At 34.7% G+C, this 17796-nt stretch carries 16 protein-coding genes and 2 tRNA genes; 6 read left to right on the forward strand and 12 right to left on the reverse strand.

The window, feature by feature from the left end:
* Positions 1–41: 41 nt before the first annotated feature.
* The 6 genes from ACJJVP_RS18230 to tgt form a co-directional block, all read right to left on the reverse strand.
* A complete protein-coding gene (locus tag ACJJVP_RS18230) occupies positions 42–1304 on the reverse strand; it encodes an asparagine synthetase B (protein WP_405416072.1) in 1263 nt (420 codons plus the stop codon).
* Between the two features lie 172 nt (positions 1305–1476).
* Entirely contained in the window at positions 1477–3027 is a 1551-nt protein-coding gene (gene dnaB, locus ACJJVP_RS18235; RefSeq protein WP_036153273.1) for a replicative DNA helicase, read from the reverse strand.
* 166 nt (positions 3028–3193) lie between these two features.
* Entirely contained in the window at positions 3194–4147 is a 954-nt protein-coding gene (locus ACJJVP_RS18240; protein WP_036153271.1) for an acetyl-CoA carboxylase carboxyltransferase subunit alpha, read from the reverse strand.
* A 49-nt stretch (positions 4148–4196) separates the two neighbouring features.
* Positions 4197–5096, reverse strand: a complete 900-nt coding sequence (locus ACJJVP_RS18245) for a DMT family transporter (protein WP_405416076.1) — start codon at positions 5094–5096, stop codon at positions 4197–4199.
* Positions 5083–6165 (reverse strand): LptF/LptG family permease, encoded by a 1083-nt coding sequence (locus ACJJVP_RS18250; protein ID WP_405416078.1) that lies wholly within the window; start codon positions 6163–6165, stop codon positions 5083–5085. The genes ACJJVP_RS18245 and ACJJVP_RS18250 overlap by 14 nt, the downstream gene beginning before the upstream one ends.
* The gene (gene tgt / locus ACJJVP_RS18255; RefSeq protein ID WP_405416080.1) at positions 6165–7295 is read right to left on the reverse strand and encodes a tRNA guanosine(34) transglycosylase Tgt; all 1131 of its coding nucleotides are present in this window, start codon (positions 7293–7295) and stop codon (positions 6165–6167) included. Before tgt ends, ACJJVP_RS18250 begins: the two co-directional genes overlap by 1 nt.
* A gap of 230 nt (positions 7296–7525) precedes the next feature.
* Between tgt and ACJJVP_RS18260 the strand changes: the two genes are divergently transcribed.
* Complete coding sequence (locus ACJJVP_RS18260; RefSeq protein ID WP_405416082.1) at positions 7526–8116, forward strand: porin family protein; 591 nt, start codon at positions 7526–7528, stop codon at positions 8114–8116.
* A 72-nt stretch (positions 8117–8188) separates the two neighbouring features.
* Here the strand turns inward: ACJJVP_RS18260 and ACJJVP_RS18265 are convergent, their stop codons facing one another.
* On the reverse strand, positions 8189–9151 hold the full coding sequence (locus ACJJVP_RS18265; protein ID WP_405416085.1) for an FKBP-type peptidyl-prolyl cis-trans isomerase: 963 nt from the start codon (positions 9149–9151) through the stop codon (positions 8189–8191).
* 78 nt (positions 9152–9229) lie between these two features.
* Between ACJJVP_RS18265 and ACJJVP_RS18270 the strand changes: the two genes are divergently transcribed.
* Both ACJJVP_RS18270 and ACJJVP_RS18275 read left to right on the forward strand, forming a co-directional pair.
* Positions 9230–9658, forward strand: coding sequence for an RNA-binding S4 domain-containing protein (locus ACJJVP_RS18270; protein WP_405416087.1), 429 nt, complete (start codon positions 9230–9232; stop codon positions 9656–9658).
* A gap of 48 nt (positions 9659–9706) precedes the next feature.
* Positions 9707–10204 carry a phosphoribosyltransferase family protein gene (locus ACJJVP_RS18275; protein WP_405416090.1) on the forward strand — a complete coding sequence of 166 codons (498 nt, stop codon included), beginning with the start codon at positions 9707–9709 and terminating at the stop codon, positions 10202–10204.
* Here ACJJVP_RS18275 and ACJJVP_RS18280 read toward each other — a convergent pair.
* Entirely contained in the window at positions 10196–10720 is a 525-nt protein-coding gene (locus ACJJVP_RS18280; protein WP_405416093.1) for a shikimate kinase, read from the reverse strand. The two genes, ACJJVP_RS18275 and ACJJVP_RS18280, sit on opposite strands and share 9 nt — an antisense overlap.
* A gap of 132 nt (positions 10721–10852) precedes the next feature.
* Between ACJJVP_RS18280 and ACJJVP_RS18285 the strand changes: the two genes are divergently transcribed.
* Together ACJJVP_RS18285 and ACJJVP_RS18290 are read left to right on the forward strand one after the other, a co-directional pair.
* A tRNA-Lys gene (locus ACJJVP_RS18285) sits at positions 10853–10928 on the forward strand.
* Positions 10929–11024: 96 nt separating this feature from the next.
* Positions 11025–11097: transfer RNA gene (locus ACJJVP_RS18290), tRNA-Lys, on the forward strand.
* Between the two features lie 70 nt (positions 11098–11167).
* Here ACJJVP_RS18290 and ACJJVP_RS18295 read toward each other — a convergent pair.
* Complete coding sequence (locus tag ACJJVP_RS18295) at positions 11168–12397, reverse strand: glycosyltransferase (protein ID WP_405416096.1); 1230 nt, start codon at positions 12395–12397, stop codon at positions 11168–11170.
* A 270-nt stretch (positions 12398–12667) separates the two neighbouring features.
* Between ACJJVP_RS18295 and ACJJVP_RS18300 the strand changes: the two genes are divergently transcribed.
* Positions 12668–13735 (forward strand): hypothetical protein, encoded by a 1068-nt coding sequence (locus ACJJVP_RS18300; RefSeq protein ID WP_405416099.1) that lies wholly within the window; start codon positions 12668–12670, stop codon positions 13733–13735.
* Positions 13736–13953: 218 nt separating this feature from the next.
* Here the strand turns inward: ACJJVP_RS18300 and ACJJVP_RS18305 are convergent, their stop codons facing one another.
* The 3 genes from ACJJVP_RS18305 to ACJJVP_RS18315 all read right to left on the reverse strand — a co-directional run.
* Positions 13954–16974, reverse strand: a complete 3021-nt coding sequence (locus ACJJVP_RS18305; RefSeq protein ID WP_405416100.1) for a tail fiber domain-containing protein — start codon at positions 16972–16974, stop codon at positions 13954–13956.
* 4 nt (positions 16975–16978) lie between these two features.
* Complete coding sequence (locus tag ACJJVP_RS18310; protein WP_405416103.1) at positions 16979–17461, reverse strand: T9SS type A sorting domain-containing protein; 483 nt, start codon at positions 17459–17461, stop codon at positions 16979–16981.
* Between the two features lie 165 nt (positions 17462–17626).
* The coding region (locus tag ACJJVP_RS18315; protein ID WP_405416233.1) for an OmpA family protein at positions 17627–17796 on the reverse strand (170 nt) is incomplete at its 5' end.

Consider the following 17796-nt stretch of genomic DNA (forward strand, 5'->3'; position numbering starts at 1 on the left):
GATAACGGTTTTTTTATTTCTTTCTACTACTAAAATTACGATTAGGTTTTCTGTTTCTTCTTTCGAGCAGCTGGGAACAATACATTATTCAATATTAAACGATACCCCGGTGAAGTAGGGTGCAATTCTAATTCCGTTTTCGGGTCCCCTACTCTATGTTGATAGTCTTCAGGGTCATGACCACCGTAGAAAGTAAAGAATCCCTTTCCTTTAATTCCGTGTATATATCTAGCTTCCTCATTAAGTTTATTTTCCCCTAATACCAAAACAGTCGGCTTTATTTCAGAGCGTGTAAAGGCAGTTGTTTGCCCCATGAAACCTTTTACCAAAGAAGTATGGTTCTGGCATAACATGGTAGGTACAGGGTCCCATTTAGCCGAAAAATCCATCAATGAAAAGTAATCTGACTCTTTTGGAACATTGCCTCTTTTATTCGTCATATCTATAGAAGAGAATTCATATTTCAACGGACTACGTTCTAAAATGAAATCTGTGAAAGCAAAGGTTTTTCCAAAATCTAAGCTTGCTTGATAGTTGGGATCAGAAGCATCACCATCAAACATAGGTTCTACAATATCAATACCGTCAGCAGCCAAGGCTATATCAAAACTATCGGTTGCCGAACACATAGCAAACATGAATCCGCCGCCAATTACATAATTTCTAATTTTCAAGGCAACCGCCCTTTTTTCTTCGGATACTTTATCAAATCCTAATTTCTTAGCTAACTTTTCTGAATTCTTCTTTCCTTCTATATACCAAGGGGTTGCTCTGTACGCACCATAAAACTTACCATATTGACCAGTAAAATCTTCATGATGCAAATGCAACCAGTCATACAATGCCAGCTTATCTCCAAGTACTTCTTCATCATAAATGGTAGTATAAGGTATCTCGGCATAGGTCAATGCCATAGTTACCGCATCATCCCAAGGTTGTTTATCTTTTGGCGAATACACCGCTATACGTGGAGCTTTTTCCAAAATTACCGCATCTTGATTAATTGAAGGGCTGCTGATTTCATCTAAAATTCCATTTGCCTGTCCGTCCGATAAAATTTCAAAACTTACGCCTCTAATCTGGCACTCCTTTCTAATACTTTCTCCGTCTGGCAATAAAAAAGAACCACCACGATAATTTAATAACCACTGTACTTTTTGTTGCTTTGCCAAGACCCAATATGTAATGCCATACGCTTTTAAATGATTCTTTTGACTATCCGCATCCATAGGTATAAGAATAGATGATGCGAAAATTTGCAATGAAAAGAAGAGGAATAAAACAGAGGTAATTAATTTACGCATAAAGTTTTCTAAAACTATTCACTCAAAGATATAGTAAAATCTTTTGAGCAGTATTTAAGATACAGTTAAAGCTATTGTAATTAAGTAAACGAGATTTTTTTTAAATCAATTGATTTAAAACCAAAAAAGTCTCCCAAATGGAAGACTTTTAAACTTTTAAATATATACTATTTTAAAAAGGAACATCATTATCCTCATCTAAATCCGGACTATTGTTCATACTACTACCAAAAGCATCATCTGCACTTGGCAAGTTTTTAGTTGCAAACGGATTCTCTTCATTTGCGTTCATTTTAGATTGAAATTCAAAAGGAGAATCAAAATCATCAAGGTTATCGAATTTACCTTGATTACCGATAAACTTCAACCTAATATTTTCTAAACCACCATTACGGTGTTTTGCCACAATAAATTCACCCTGACCTTGTGTAGGCGTACGTTCTTCATCATCCCATTCTTCAATCTTATAGTACTCAGGTCTATAAATAAACGATACAATATCGGCATCTTGCTCAATCGCTCCAGATTCCCTCAAATCCGAAAGAATAGGTCTCTTACTACCTCCACGTGTTTCAACGGCACGTGATAACTGGGATAATGCAATTACAGGAACGTTCAATTCTTTTGCAAGGGCTTTCAAGTTTCGAGAAATAGTAGAAATTTCCTGTTCCCTGTTTCCTCCTTTTTGACTACCACCAGCTGTCATTAACTGCAAATAATCGATCATGATCATTTTTATACCATGCTGAGAAGCAAGACGTCTTGCCTTTGCACGTAAATCGAATATAGATAACGACGGGGTATCATCAATGAACAAAGGAGCTTTTTCCAAAGTTTTTACCTTTACATTTAACTGCTCCCACTCATGCTTTTCTAACTTACCGGTTCTTAATTTTTCTGAAGACAAACCTGTTTCAGAAGAAATCAATCTAGTAATCAACTGTACTGAGGACATCTCCAAAGAGAAGAAAGCTACAGGAGTATTCGTATTCACAGCCATATTTCTTGCCATAGACAATGTGAAAGCCGTTTTACCCATACCAGGACGTGCTGCAACGATAATTAAATCACTTGGCTGCCAACCAGATGTTAGCTTATCCAACTTATCAAATCCGGATGCGACGCCACTCATTCCCTCTTTACCGGCAATCTCTTCAATTCGTTTTTTAGCCTGTATTACCAAATCTTGAGCAGTCTCCGCAGAACGCTTTAAGTTACCTTGGGTAACATCATATAATTTTGCTTCGGCAGTGTCTAACAAATCAAAAACATCTACAGCTTCATCATATGCCTCTTCAATTATTTCACCTGAAATTTTGATCAAACTACGCTGAATAAACTTCTGAAGAATAATACGTGCGTGAAACTCAATATGAGCGGATGAAGCTACTTTTTGAGTTAATTTTATCAAATAAAAATCGCCTCCACAGACCTCTAGCTTACCAGCTTTCTTAAGTTGTGACGAAACGGTTAATAAATCTATAGGTTGCGACTCTTCAAAGAGAATGAAGATAGCCTCATAAATGAATCTATGAGCGTCTTTATAGAATACATCTGGGTGTAAAATATCAATAACTTCATCAACACCTTTTTTATCTATCATCATAGCACCCAACACAACCTCCTCTAAATCAATAGCTTGTGGTGGGATTTTGCCTTTTTCAAGACTTATAATATTAGATTTGTCAATCTTTCGAGCGACAAAAGGTTTCGTGTTCTCCATAGTGCGAAAGTATACAATTAACCTTTAGTTAACGTGAAAAACATCAATTTCAATGTTCACAGTTGACTAACAATTGACTGTTAATAAGTTACAATTTTCTGTTGATAACATAAAAAAACCGAGGAATAAAATCCTCGGTATATTTTTAAGAAGCCTAAAATGCAGATTAGCCGTTAAAAACGCCCATTTGTGCGTATTTATCCATGCGTTGATTTACAAGTTCTTTTGGTGATAACTTTTGAAGATCTTCAAAATGAGAAGAAATTTTATTTTTTACCGTTTCAAAAGTTTTAGGTCTGTTGGCATGTGCTCCACCTGCAGGCTCACGAATGATTTCATCGATCAATTTCAACTTTTTCATATCGGTCGCTGTCAATTTTAAAGCCTCGGCAGCTCTTTCTTTATATTCCCAGCTTCTCCATAATATAGAAGAACATGATTCTGGTGAAATTACAGAATACCAAGTATTCTCTAGCATTAACACCTTATCACCAACACCTATACCTAATGCACCACCAGAAGCACCTTCACCTATAATTACAACAATTACAGGTACTTTAAGGCGAGTCATTTCAAGAATATTTCTTGCAATTGCCTCTCCTTGACCTCTTTCTTCTGCCTCAATACCTGGGTAAGCACCCGGTGTATCTATTAAGCAAACTACAGGTACTTGGAATTTTTCAGCAGATTTCATTAATCGTAAAGCCTTTCTATACCCTTCTGGGTTGGCCATACCAAAATTTCTATACTGACGTGTTTTTGTATTATATCCTTTTTGTTGACCAATGAACATATAGCTCTGATCACCAATTTTACCTAAACCACCAATCATTGCCTTGTCATCCTTTACGGTACGATCACCATGAAGTTCCAAGAACGTATCTCCACAAATGGCTTTAATATAATCTAATGTATAAGGTCTATTTGGATGTCTAGATAACTGTACTCGTTGCCAAGCAGTTAAATTCTTATAGATATCTTTTCTAGTTTCGGTAAGTTTCTTTTCAATCTGTTTACATGTCTCGGTCACATCAACATCACTTTCCTCTCCAATGATCATGCACTTGTCCAATTGTTCTTCCAACTCTTTGATCGGAAGTTCAAAATCCAAATATTCCATATTTCTATAAAGTTTCTTTAGTTGCGGCTCAAAGATAAAACTTTAATACCTAAATCTTGGGTACCCTTTTTTTAATATTTGCTCTTTGTTTTAAAATACCGTTCGCAATGACCGTACTGAGTATGATTAAGGCTCCCACATAAAACATAGGTTTCATTTTTTCTTCTGATCCAAATATAAACCAAGCTAAAAGAATACCATAGACCGGTTCTAGATTTGTTGTAAGCATAACCGTATATGGAGTTAAAACACGCATAATCTTTACCGACGCAATAAAGGCATACGCCGTACAAATAAGCGCTAATACTACTAAATAAACCCAATCCATTTGCGGTAGGGTTATTAATGACATACTAAAATCACCCTTAACAATTAAAATTATTGATAAGAAAACCATGCCCACGCCTAATTCATAAAAAGATATAACCGATGGACGATGAGTTTGAACCAGCTTACCATTTATCAATGAAAAGACCGCTGCCAAAAATGCCGATATCAATGCGATGACCATACCATAAACATATTCTGTTTCTACCTTAAATATTAAATAAAGCCCAGCAACGACCATTAATCCGAAGAATATCTCATAACCTATTATCTTTCGCTTATACCAAAAAGGCTCCATTAAAGCTGTAAAAAAAGCTCCTGTAGACATCATAGCCAATGCTACGGATACTGTAGAGACTTTAATTGCCAAGAAGAAAGTTACCCAATGTAGCGCTACAACCACTCCCCCACCTAACAACCACCAAAATGTTTTCTTTGTAACTTTTAAACTGAATTTGGCAAAAAGTATATATACTGCTATAAACAAGGTTGCCATACCCATTCTAATCCACACCAAGGGTAATGAATCTATAGTGATTAACTTTCCTAGAATGGCTGTAAAGCCCCAAATAAAGACAATGAAATGTAAGTGTAGTAGATTAAGTATTCTATCTTTTTGCATTTTGAAGTAGATAAAATGCCAGACATCCAAAAACTACATTAGGTATGATAACCGCGAGTAAAGGAGAAAAGCCCGATTGCTCTGCCAGTACACCGAATACCTTATCAAAAAATATAAATATAAAAGCAATTAAAATACCAAATGCCAAGTTAGCCCCCATACCACCTCGTCTTTTAACCGATGAAACAGAAACCGCTATAATCGTCAAGATAAAGGCTGTTAATGGCAATGCCCAACGCTTATATTTAACCAAGACATATGTATTAATATTAGATGCACCCTTTCTCCTTTGGTCCTTAATAAAGGTGTCCAATTCAAAAAGATTCTTGGTTTCTGCCACATATGATACGGGAGTTAAATCGCCAATATCAAAAGCAAAAATGGTATCTAATCTACGTTTACTTTCTATAATCGCCGTATCGCCTAAAACCGTTCGTTTTTTGTACGATGTTAAGCGGTAACTAGAATCCTTATCTACCCATCTAATATTTGCGGCAGATATTTTAAAATCGAGTTCATTGTTTTCACCAAAACGCTCGAAAGTAAAATTATGACCTAACTGCCTAGCGGGGTCAAAACTGCTAACGTATATAAAATCAGTTTCATTCAACTGATTAAAAATATTGTTGGTCACCCGATCCTGTTTACCTTTTTTAAGGTATTTATATTTAAATTCATTGAAACCAACACTTGCGTTAGGCACAATAAACATAGTCATAAAGAACATTAATACTGCGACCATTGAAGCCCCTATTATATAAGGTCTTAAAAAACGCCCATAAGAAACCCCAGAACTTAATATGGCTACAATCTCGGTATTGTTCGCTAGTTTAGAGGTAAAGAATATTACCGAAAGGAATAGAAAAATAGGGAACAATAGATTACCAATGTAAATCGTGAAATTCACATAATACATCACTATTTCATTCAACGGTGCTTCATTATCAATCATTTTACCGATCTGTTCTGCCAAATTCACCATAATACCTATGGGAATAAACAACAAAAGCATCAACGAAAATGTAGCTAGATACCGTTTAAGAATGTATTTATCTATTATTGATAGCATTATAGCCTTTTATCCATTTGTTTTACCATAATATCTTTCCAGGCTCTAAAATCACCTGCAATAATATGCTTACGAGCTTCACGCACCAACCACATATAAAAGCCTAAGTTATGAATTGTGGCAATTTGTTTACCCAAATATTCATTAGCAGCAAATAAATGTCTTAAATAAGCTTTAGAATATTCACGGTCTACAAAAGTGGTTCCCATTTCATCAATAGGAGAAAAATCATCTTCCCACTTTTTGTTCTTAATGTTAATTGTACCGTGGGCCGTAAACAACATTCCGTTTCTAGCGTTTCTAGTAGGCATCACACAATCAAACATATCTATGCCCAAGGCAATATTCTCCAAGATATTAATAGGTGTACCAACACCCATAAGGTACCTTGGTTTATCTTCAGGTAGAATTTCACACACCACCTCTGTCATACCATACATTTCTTCGGCAGGCTCACCAACAGATAATCCGCCAATTGCATTCCCTTCAGCTCCTGCATTTGCAATATATTCTGCAGATTGCCTTCTTAAATCTTTATAAGTAGACCCTTGTACAATAGGAAAAAATGTTTGTGCATAATCATACTCAAAAGGTGTTTTCTCTAAATGATTGATACATCTATCTAACCACCTATGTGTCATATGCATAGATCGCTTTGCATAATTATACTCACACGGGTAAGGCGTGCACTCATCAAAAGCCATGATAATATCCGCACCGATTACACGCTGAATTTCCATTACATTCTCTGGTGTAAATAAATGCATAGATCCATCTATATGCGATTTAAACTTTACGCCTTCTTCTTTTATTTTTCTATTCGCTGATAAAGAATATACTTGGTACCCACCACTATCTGTAAGAATATTTCTATCCCAACCCATAAATTTATGGAGTCCGCCTGCTTTCTTTAAAATTTCTGTTTTAGGTCTAAGAAACAAATGATAGGTATTACCAAGAATAATATCTGGGTTTACCTCTTCTCTTAATTCTTTTTGATGTACTCCTTTTACAGAGGCTACCGTGCCCACCGGCATAAATATTGGGGTTTCAATAGTACCATGATCGGTAACAATAGTACCTGCCCTAGCTTTTGATTGTAAATCGGTATTGTGTAGTGTAAACTTCAAAATTTCTAAATCTAGCTGCAAATATAATGAACTGTCTGTGGGAAAAACTTAATAAAAAGCAAAGATGTTAATGAAACCAATAAATTACGAAGCGTGACTTTATAAAATTGAAATTGACCCAAACGGAATACAAAACAATAAAGGTATTTTACCTCCGTTCTGATGGTATAACGAGAAATGGAACATTTGGTATCGTATTTGCTACATGTACCACTTAAAACAACAACGATATGAAAAAAACAATTTTAGTTGCCTTCATGGCACTCTCTGGGTTTTATGGAATGGCACAGGGTGATTCGGGATTTGGTATTAAAGGAGGATTAAATTACAACGCAAACGGAGATTATTTTGAATCTGCGGGAGATGCTGCAAGAAATCCTGATAGAAACATTGGGTACCACGTAGGTATCTTCGGAAAAATTGGTGCTTCTAAAGTTTATGTTAGACCAGAATTGGTATATACCAAAACAAAGTCTGATTATGACGGAGCCGATTTTGATATGAGTAAATTAGATGTACCAGTACTATTAGGTATCAACCTAGTAGGACCGTTACACGTTTTTGCAGGTCCAAGTTTTCAATATATTTTAGACACAAAATTTGATGGTGTTACTATTGATGATGTAGAAAATGATTTTTCCGTTGGAATGAATATTGGTGCTGGAGTTAACCTTGGTAAATTAGGGATAGATTTACGCTATGAGAGAGGATTTAGTGACAACGAAGCATCTTTCATTAATACCAACATAACAAATTTAGGTCCGAGTAGAATAGATACCAGACCAGATCAATTAATATTAAGTTTGTCTTTGGCTCTATAAACAAAAGCAAAAGAAGCAAAAAACCTCTTAAGAATACTTAAGAGGTTTTTTTATGTTTTTAAATGACTTATTCTACAAATCATTATCAAGGTGATCAGGGATACCGTCACCATCAGTATCTAAGAAACCAACAAAGTTACCGTCAGCATCTAGTTCTATTTCGTCAATAGTAAGAATACCATCACCGTCATCATCTGTATCTGAATAATTTGCAGTATAAATACCAAATGAAGCTTCTACCTCTGCATTCGTATTATCATTATTTAAATTTCCATCATTATTTAAGTCTTCTAAAATAGAAGGAATACCATCGCCATCAAAATCTGAATCTGGTTCATAAGCAAATGCATCTACTTTAAATATTAATGGTGAATAGGTCGGTATAACCGTATTTGGTGATGTATCGAAATAAGCTAAACCCGCAGGCATAAAAATTGCTCCAATACCATAATTTTCATAGCTAACCGTTCCATCTCCATTTTCAATAGGACCAGTTCCTGTTTGAAAATTTTTCATACCGTTACCGAAACCCTGTACCACTGTAGATAAATTAAATCGTATTGGCTGATTCGTTGAAGCATCGAAAAGTGTACCATCCAACAATAGACCTTCATATCTTAAAATTGAAAAATCACCAATGGTAGGTGTACCTGTAACTTCACCTTGCCTAACCACTAAAGTATATAATGTTTGATTTATTATTTCATCGTCATCTGATCTCCCTAAATCTTCAGAATCAACAGAAATCGTTTGTGTAATTAAGTTTGGGCTGTCAAAAAGTGAAATTCTTGAACTATTATCACCCGCTATTGTATCAAATTTAATTTTAAAATCGAATCCTTCTGGCGGCGTTTCAAACTCATCATCATTATAAAAGTGTGTCTTTAAAAACTCTATAATTTCAGCATCATCTTCTATAGTAACTTCACTCAACAACCTAGGCGGTACAACTTCACCAATAGTATCATCGTCATTTCTACATGAACTTAATATAATTAAGCCAACTATTAGTAAATATGCATTTCTCAATTTCATCAATAATATATTTAGAACGCGCAAGATACAATTTTCCCCTATTTTTGTTTGGAACTTAATAAAGAAATGCAACCTGTAATGCGCATAGATAAATTCTTGTGGAGTATACGATATTTCAAAACCCGAAACATTGCATCTACAGCATGTAAAAAAGGACATGCAAAAATTAATGGGATAACTGCAAAGCCAGGAAAAGAAGTTTTTCCGATGGATGAAGTTGTAGTACGCAAGAATCAAATCGATTATAAATTTACGGTGTTAGATATCCCTCCAAGTCGTGTTGGCGCAAAATTAGTCGACATCTATAGAAAAGACACTACACCAAAAGAAGCCTTTGAACACAATGAGCTCTTACAATATTCTAAAAATTATTATCGTAAAAAAGGAATTGGAAGACCTACAAAAAAAGATAGACGAGATATAGATGATTATTTAGAAGGTCCTTCAAATACAAATGATGACCAAACAGCAGAACCCAATATTAAAAGTAAAGAAACAGAAGATTAACAAAAACTTTTAAAAACATAACTATCTTTATTGTTTTAAGAATAGCAAATGCAACAGACGATACTTTCACATCAGCAGATTCAACATAAAATTGAACGCATAGCATACCAGATTTATGAAGCGAATGTTTCTGAAGAGGAAATCATAATAGCAGGTATAGAAGGCGGGGGATTACAATTCGCAAAGAAGATTGTCGCTAAGCTTAAAAAAATTACAGAGTCTAAAATTATACTGTGTAAATTATCTATGGATAAGAAAGACCCGCTATCTAGTGGCGTAACTACATCTTTGCCCGATGATGAATTCCTTAATAAATCTGTAGTTATAGTTGATGACGTTTTAAATTCTGGTACAACCTTAATTTATGGAGTACATCATTTTCTAAAAACGCCATTAAAACAGCTCAAAACAGCTGTACTGGTAAATAGAAATCATAAAAAATATCCGGTTAAGGCAGATTATAAAGGTATTTCTTTGTCCACTTCATTACAAGAACATGTAAACGTTCTTTTTGAAACCAAAAATGACAGAGTATATTTAGACTAACTTATTAACTATCATTTCTGCAATCTCTGTCGGTGTATTGTCATTACTTTTCACTTTTTGATGCGCTTGGTTGTAAAAATAGCTTCTTTCAAATAAATGCTTTCCAATAAATTCCATTAGTTCTTCATCTTGCAAATGAGAAATCATAGGGCGGTGACTTTTTTCCTTTAGCAAACGCTCAGCAAGTTCATTTATACCCACATTTAAATAAAAAGAATTAGCGGTTTTCTCATTTATCAAGGTCATATTAGTTCCAAAACAAGGAGTACCACCACCAAGCGAAAGCACAAAACTGTCCTCATTTGAAAATATATTATTGAGATATTCAATTTCTTTTTTTCTAAAATAGATTTCATTTTTGGTTTTAAAAATCGAAGCAATAGACATCGCTTCACCATCTTCAATATAAGCATCTAAATCTAAAAATTTAATATTCAAATGGTTAGCTACTATTCTACCGACAGTAGATTTACCGCAACCCATATACCCTAACAATACAATTTTCACGTTTTTCATTTCTACAAAATTGGACTAAATAAAAGGCTTTTCAAAAAAAAATAAATTTATATTGAAAAGGGTTTGTAAAATAAAGTAATCGACTTATATTTGCACCCGCATTGGGGGAATATAAGTTCTAAAAATGCTTTTGACCTGGTAGCTCAGTTGGTAGAGCATCTCCCTTTTAAGGAGAGGGTCCTGGGTTCGAGCCCCAGCCCGGTCACCAATAAATAGTAGCCTCTTCACCAAAAAGAGGCTTTTTTATTTAAGTGTTCAAGCTTATTTTATAAGTAATTAACGCTGACGTTCTTAATGTTTTTTTGACCTGGTAGCTCAGTTGGTAGAGCATCTCCCTTTTAAGGAGAGGGTCCTGGGTTCGAGCCCCAGCCCGGTCACTTTTAAACCTTCAAATATTTTTTATTTGGAGGTTTTTTTGTTTTAAAGGAGTAATTAGAAAAAAACTACTTAATAAAATCTTGAAACCACTTCGTTTATCTTATAGTCCCAAGTATATTTCATTGCCCTCTCATAAGCTACTCTAGCTGCTTTCTTTCTATAATCTAAATCATAATACATATGCTCAATAGCTTTTGCAATGTCTACAGCTGTACCATCTGTTGTACTAGGTGTGATTTTTATACCACATGCATCTGAAACTATTGTTCTCATACCGCTAATATTCATAGTTATAATTGGCAAACTGAATCCCATAGCCTCTGTAGCCTGTAAACCAGCCGTATCCCTTAAGGGACAAAAAAGCATAACATCGGCCTTTCTATATTCTTCATGCATTTGCTCATAAGGTATCCAACCTAAATGCTCAATTTTTTCAGTATTTAAATCGTATTCCTCAATCCATTGTGATAAATTACCTCCTTGTTCTCCATCGCCGATAATAATAAGTTTATAGCTTACATCATCGGGTAAAAAAGAAATGGCCTTTAAAGATAGTTCTAGTCCTCTACGTGGCAAAAACCTACCAACCCATAGTATTCTAAATTCCTCTTTTGGAATTCTATCAATAAATTCATTACTTTCAAATTGTACCGGCAAAGCAGAATCACTTATGCCAAAGCTACTTCCTTCTTTGTAATGCTTAGAAGTTTTAAGCAAATCTTCCGTTTCTCTGTTAACGGTTAAAACTACATCTGCTTTTTTAAGTGTTTCATTTAACGCTGTACCATAATTGACCAGGTAATTTGAAACTAATTTTCTGATTTTCTCAATTTTCCAAGAAGAACCAAAATAGGGCTTAAAAATAGGTAACGACATCTGACCTCCACCAACAGGACCGAATATCACTTTACAATCAGTTAATCTATACAAACTACTTCCTTGCTGAAAACTACCATAACTTACATGTTGGGCAACATCAAAATTATGCTGTAGATGTAATTTTTCAACAACTCTTGAAGCCTTTAATTTCCATAAAAAATAATGAATGTAAATCGACTTTTTATTATTATCCAGCCAGTGCTTATCTATGAAAGAAGAAATTCGTACGGGCACAAAATGTAAATTAATGAGATTTAGTTTACGTTTTTCTTCCTCACATTCTTCATAATCTTCAATATTGGTTATACAATATACCTCAAAACCTTTTTTTGCCAGTCCAGCAGCCCAAGACCAACCAACACAAAATTCTGACCCTTTATATGGTGAGCAAGCATAAGCACTTAATAAAACTTTTTTCATTAAAATTTATTAGAAAATAGAACGTTATTATATTGTAAAAATATTATACAATATCTGAACTATTTATGCCAACCAAAAATATAAATTTAAAAAACATCACAATATCCTTTTTAATCATACTTAGTGAATAGTCCAAATTATCAAGCCAACACTATTTTTAATAAAGCTTATATATTTACATGATATACTTGATGTAATCTCGATTACAAATTTATTTCATTTTGAATTTTAAGGTAATTCCTTTTTTTGAAAAACAATCTTTGCCCATTTATGAACAAAAAAATAATACAAATAAAAAATTGCTTTTTAGGTCATGGTTATGCATCTCTAATAGGCTATCACAAACTACTTGAATTTTCAGACCATAAAGATATTTTAATTCTACGTAACAAAAATGCTTCTCCAATTTTCACTATTGATCATGAGGGAGATTCTTTTAGTCCGTTACCTATTTTTCCGGTAGAAGAGTCAGAATTGTATCAATCAAGTTTATTTAATGATGTACCTAAGCAAGAACCTATATCTGTAAGTTTTTCAACACTTGATAATTTTAATCATAAAGAACATCGCATAAAAGATGGATCACTTGCATCATTCATGCTTTCTAATGATGGTATTGACACAAGGTTATGTTTAGGTCTAAAGCAATGGGGAGATGATATGCTAACTACACCATTTAGTCAAGTTCAAGATAAAATAAAAAGACATTATATTTCAAAGGGAGGAAATACTAGAATGGGATATGTTAATGGTTTATCATTATTTAAATATGCTATAGACAAGCTAAATCCTGAAGTTTTGGATTATTCTAATTTAGAGAAGATAGATATTGAAAAGAAGGAGGTTCATACCGAAGATTACATTATTAAATATGATAAATTAATATCGACTATACCAATTCATTTTTTACTTGATATATGCAACTTAAAGCAAGATCATAACACCTCTTATGCCAGCGCGTATTTCTATTTTTTTAAATATAAAGACGGTTTTAATGCTAATCAAATAATTTATGACTGTGACTTTAAATCAGACATTCTACGTGTTTTTTCTATAAGAGATACATTTCTTCTAGCACAATTGAGAAGTGACAAGCACGGTCAAATACCCGTAGAAAAGATTAAAAACAGAGTCCAAGAATTAGCTCCAGATATTGAAAAGCTTGAGTTTGCCAAAGAGCTTTTTGTACCTATGTCTTACCCAGTGGAGCTTATTTCAACACCAGCTACCTTAGATAGTATAAATATCTTAAAGCAAAACGGTATTATTACACTAGGTAGATTTGGAGATTGGAAATACTCTGACTTACATGAATTAGACTGGTCAAATATTATCTAGTGATATTTATTTTTCTAGTAACAAAAGGAACAGGCTAAGCTATTCCCATTAATAGTATATATCTATAAAATCATCAAATATAGTGCAATGACAAACCCCGATAATCAAAACAATGGATGGCTTCTTAATTACATGGATCAATATTTCTATAACTATTGAACTTTAGGTTGTACAACTTAAAATAAACAATTATTTATTCTAATTAGACTTAAGCATTTTTAATACTTAGCCTCTAAAGCCAACAACCGTTCTTCTAAATTTTGTATTCTTTTTTCTTGGTTAATAATTATTGCTTGTTGTTCTTGAATTGCTTTTGTAAGCACGGGTATAAAATCATTGTATCTTAAACTCATATATCCTTTATCATCTTTACTCAAGATGCCTTGTTTAGAATAGCCTAGGTCATTTAATAATACTTCAACTTCTTGAGCAATGAATCCAATTTCTCGAATCTTGTTACCATTATTTTTTCGAATATAATCAACAGGTCTTAACTTATTAATCATGTTTAAACCATAAGGTAAATTCTGTACATCTTCTTTCCAACGCATATCAGAAGTGACGGTCCAAGCTACTTGAACACCTGCGTAAGTAATTTGGGTATTACCGATGCGAACTTGATGAGAACCATTACTATTAGGAACTTGAGAATCTGCCCCTATACCTATATTATTAAATCCAGTTAACAAATCACCTAATGCATCATTACCAACAGCGGTATTCCAACTGCCAATTACCTGAAATAAAGAACGACGACCTATAGCCGTATTATAATCTCCTGTAGTATTATTTTGAAGTGCTTGATATCCATTTGCCGTATTATAATCACCACTTACATTTTCACCAAGAGCTCTACTCCCTATTGCTATATTATAATTTCCTATTGTATTTTGAAAAAGTACACTAGCGCCAATAGCAGTATTATAAATTCCATTTAAATTATTATAAAGGCTAAAACTACCCATAGCTGTATTTCGATCTCCATTTTCATTCTTCAATAAAGAACTAAGACCAGTCGCTGTATTATATCCACCAGTAGTATTTGCCCGTAAAGCAAGATGACCTATACCCGTATTACCCTCACCATTTATATTTGCGTAAAGTGCAGCTCTTCCTAAAGCGACGTTAAAATTACCATCTATATTATTGTATAGTGCCGCGCTCCCAATGGCAGTGTTCTGCTCACCACTTTCGTTCAGATAAAGCGCAATAGGACCTATTCCTACATTTAATCCTGTTAGATCAGAATCTCTATCTCCAGCACCGTCTCCTAAATATAAAGACGACCCTTCTTCATTAGACTTTCCGTCAGCTAAATCATTTATATTAACTATCGCTTCAATATCACCGGCAATCATAAGATTACCATCTGCATCTGCTACTACATTTCTTTCTCCCAAGCCTGATAAATCGCTTGATTTTATAGTGCCATCTACTTCTAATTTTGCTGAAGGATTTTCTACACCAATTCCTAGATTACCAGAAAAATAATTTTTATCCTCTCCCTCAGAATAAACTCCATATTTCTCACCTGCCGTACCAGCATAAAAAATAAGTTCTAAACCATATTTTCTACCTGTTCCGGCTCCTCCAATATCTCCCCGATATGCCCAGGTAGTTCCTGTAGATTGATTTCTTGCATTTGAACGTATTCCAAATGTAAAACTGTCATCATCACCTCTTGCATCTGCAGAGATTGCAACCTTATATCCAGAATGGTCAATAGCCGATTGGATACCATTACGAATATTTTCATTAAAATTTTGAACATATAATTTGGCTGTCAAAACTGCTTGGTGACCAATACCTACAACTCCTGAAAGTCTGGAAACACCTTCTATATTTTCTGACCATAAGGAACTACCTCCCCCTCCACCAACTTCATCAGTGCCAGCAACCCAATTACCTAAGGCTGCATCCCACTTTGCCACTTGACCATCGGCTGTTCCAACTAATCCATCTATAATTCCGTCATCCCCTACTAAAAGTCCGTGCCTGGTAGTTCGATTAAAAAAATCGCTAAAATCAACATTCCCAACACCATCTTCAATAGATAGCACATCTCCAGTTAGAATTAGACCTTGATTATCCGTATCTACCAAGCCGCCAGCTGCCAATTCTGCTATTGCTGCTTGTGTGTCCGCAGCTGCAAGACCCGTTCCTGTATTGTCGAAAGGGACTTCCGATGCTTCTTGGTCATCCGTACCTCCCGGGGGAATAATAGTAGAAAGATCTACACTAGCACCATCTGTAATTTGTAAGGTTGTACCCGATAATGATAAATCTTGATCATCAGTATCTACCAAGCCGCCAGCTGCCAGTTCTACTATTGCCGCCTGTGTGTCTACAGCAGCAAGACCTGTTCCCGTATTGTCAAAAGGAACCTCAAAAGCGTTTTGGTCATCTGTTCCACCAGGAGGAATTATTGTAGACAAATCTATTGTAGAGCCATCTGAAATACTTAAATCTGTTCCAGAAAGACTGATATCTTGTAACTCATTAGTAGAATCCATATCATCATCAGTACCTCCCATTCCTGCGATAACAAGTTCATCTAAAGCATCCTGAACATTAATTGCCGTTAGTCCGGATTCCAAATTATCAAACGGTACTTCCACTGCATTTTGGGCTTCTCCACCACCAACAACCCTACTATCAACATAGGTTTTGACAGCTTTCTGTGTTGGTAAAGTAGTACTACTGTTATCTAATAATGTTCCGTCATCAGATATTTCGTTTACAGTATTACCATCATTTAATGTAAACTCACCAAAAACTTGTAAATCATCAGTAATACGGACTTCACCTATATTCTTATTCGCTATGGTATTTCCGTCAACTATCCACTGATCACTACCTGAAGTTATCGCGTATGGCACCGCCATTAATTCGGTCGTGCCCAGTTCTGAACCATTAAAAGAAACCGCTACAAAAGAGGCTTCACCCCATGGTAAATTTTCATAATCACCATTACTGTTAATTCCGCTACCAATTTGCAGACTAAAAACACCATTTATATCTGTTGTAATAAAATGACTTTCTTGATATTGAATAGGTGCGTTGGTAGCGCCAAATTTTAAAACTATGCCGATTTCAACGGGTTCTTCTACCAATAATTCATTATCGGCATCTCTCACCACCCCTTGATAATTGATATATTTTTTTTGCTGTGCATTGAGAATAAAAGAGCCACACATCATGACTACAATTACAAATACTGAAAGGTAATTTCTTTTCATAGTTCTATTTTTTAATCAGTTTATATTCTTTGATTTCCATTCTTTCTGCTATGTATAATCTTAATACATAGACCCCATTTGCATGTGTTGTCATGTCAATTTCATATTCGTTATTAGCAGTATTAAATAATTGTGATGATACTTTTTGCCCGTTTATGGCAAAGAGCTCCATACCGTCAATACTATGTTCAGGAGAAGTAACCGTAACACTTTCAATAACAGGGTTGGGGTATACCAGTATTTCTATATCATCTTCTTCAAGACTTAACGGTATAATCAAAAGACCATAACCTGTCCAAAATCCTTGATCAACAGCGCCATCCCCAGCTATTAAACCAACTAAAGGTTCACCTACTGTAAACCCTACAGAAATATCAGCATTACCTAAGGTATTTCCTTGGCTTGCAACCACATTTCGGTCTATGGATTGCGCAATTGAGCATATACTATAAAACAAGCATATAAATAAGAGTAGATGTATTTTCATTTTAGTTCAGTTTTAGGTTAATGTTGCACAACCGTAAAAGGTTAACATTTTTCTAAACCATTTTTATGAGTACACCATATTAATCTTAACAGGAAACTAAAGCACAAAAAAAAGTGGATAGAAGCATTGCTTCTATCCACTTTCAATGAAATTAATTTATGTTGTTTATTCTACCACAATAAACTCCGATCTTCTGTTGAGCTGATGTTTCTCTTTGCTACATGGTACACCATTGCTACAGCCGTTTGTAAGTTCGGTCTCTCCATAGCCTTCATATGAGATCCTGTCGCTCGGGATACCTGCTTCTATCAAATATTCCGCGGTAGCCTTTGCCC

It is taken from the genome of Maribacter sp. Asnod1-A12 (assembly GCF_045063735.1).
Lineage (GTDB): Bacteria > Bacteroidota > Bacteroidia > Flavobacteriales > Flavobacteriaceae > Maribacter.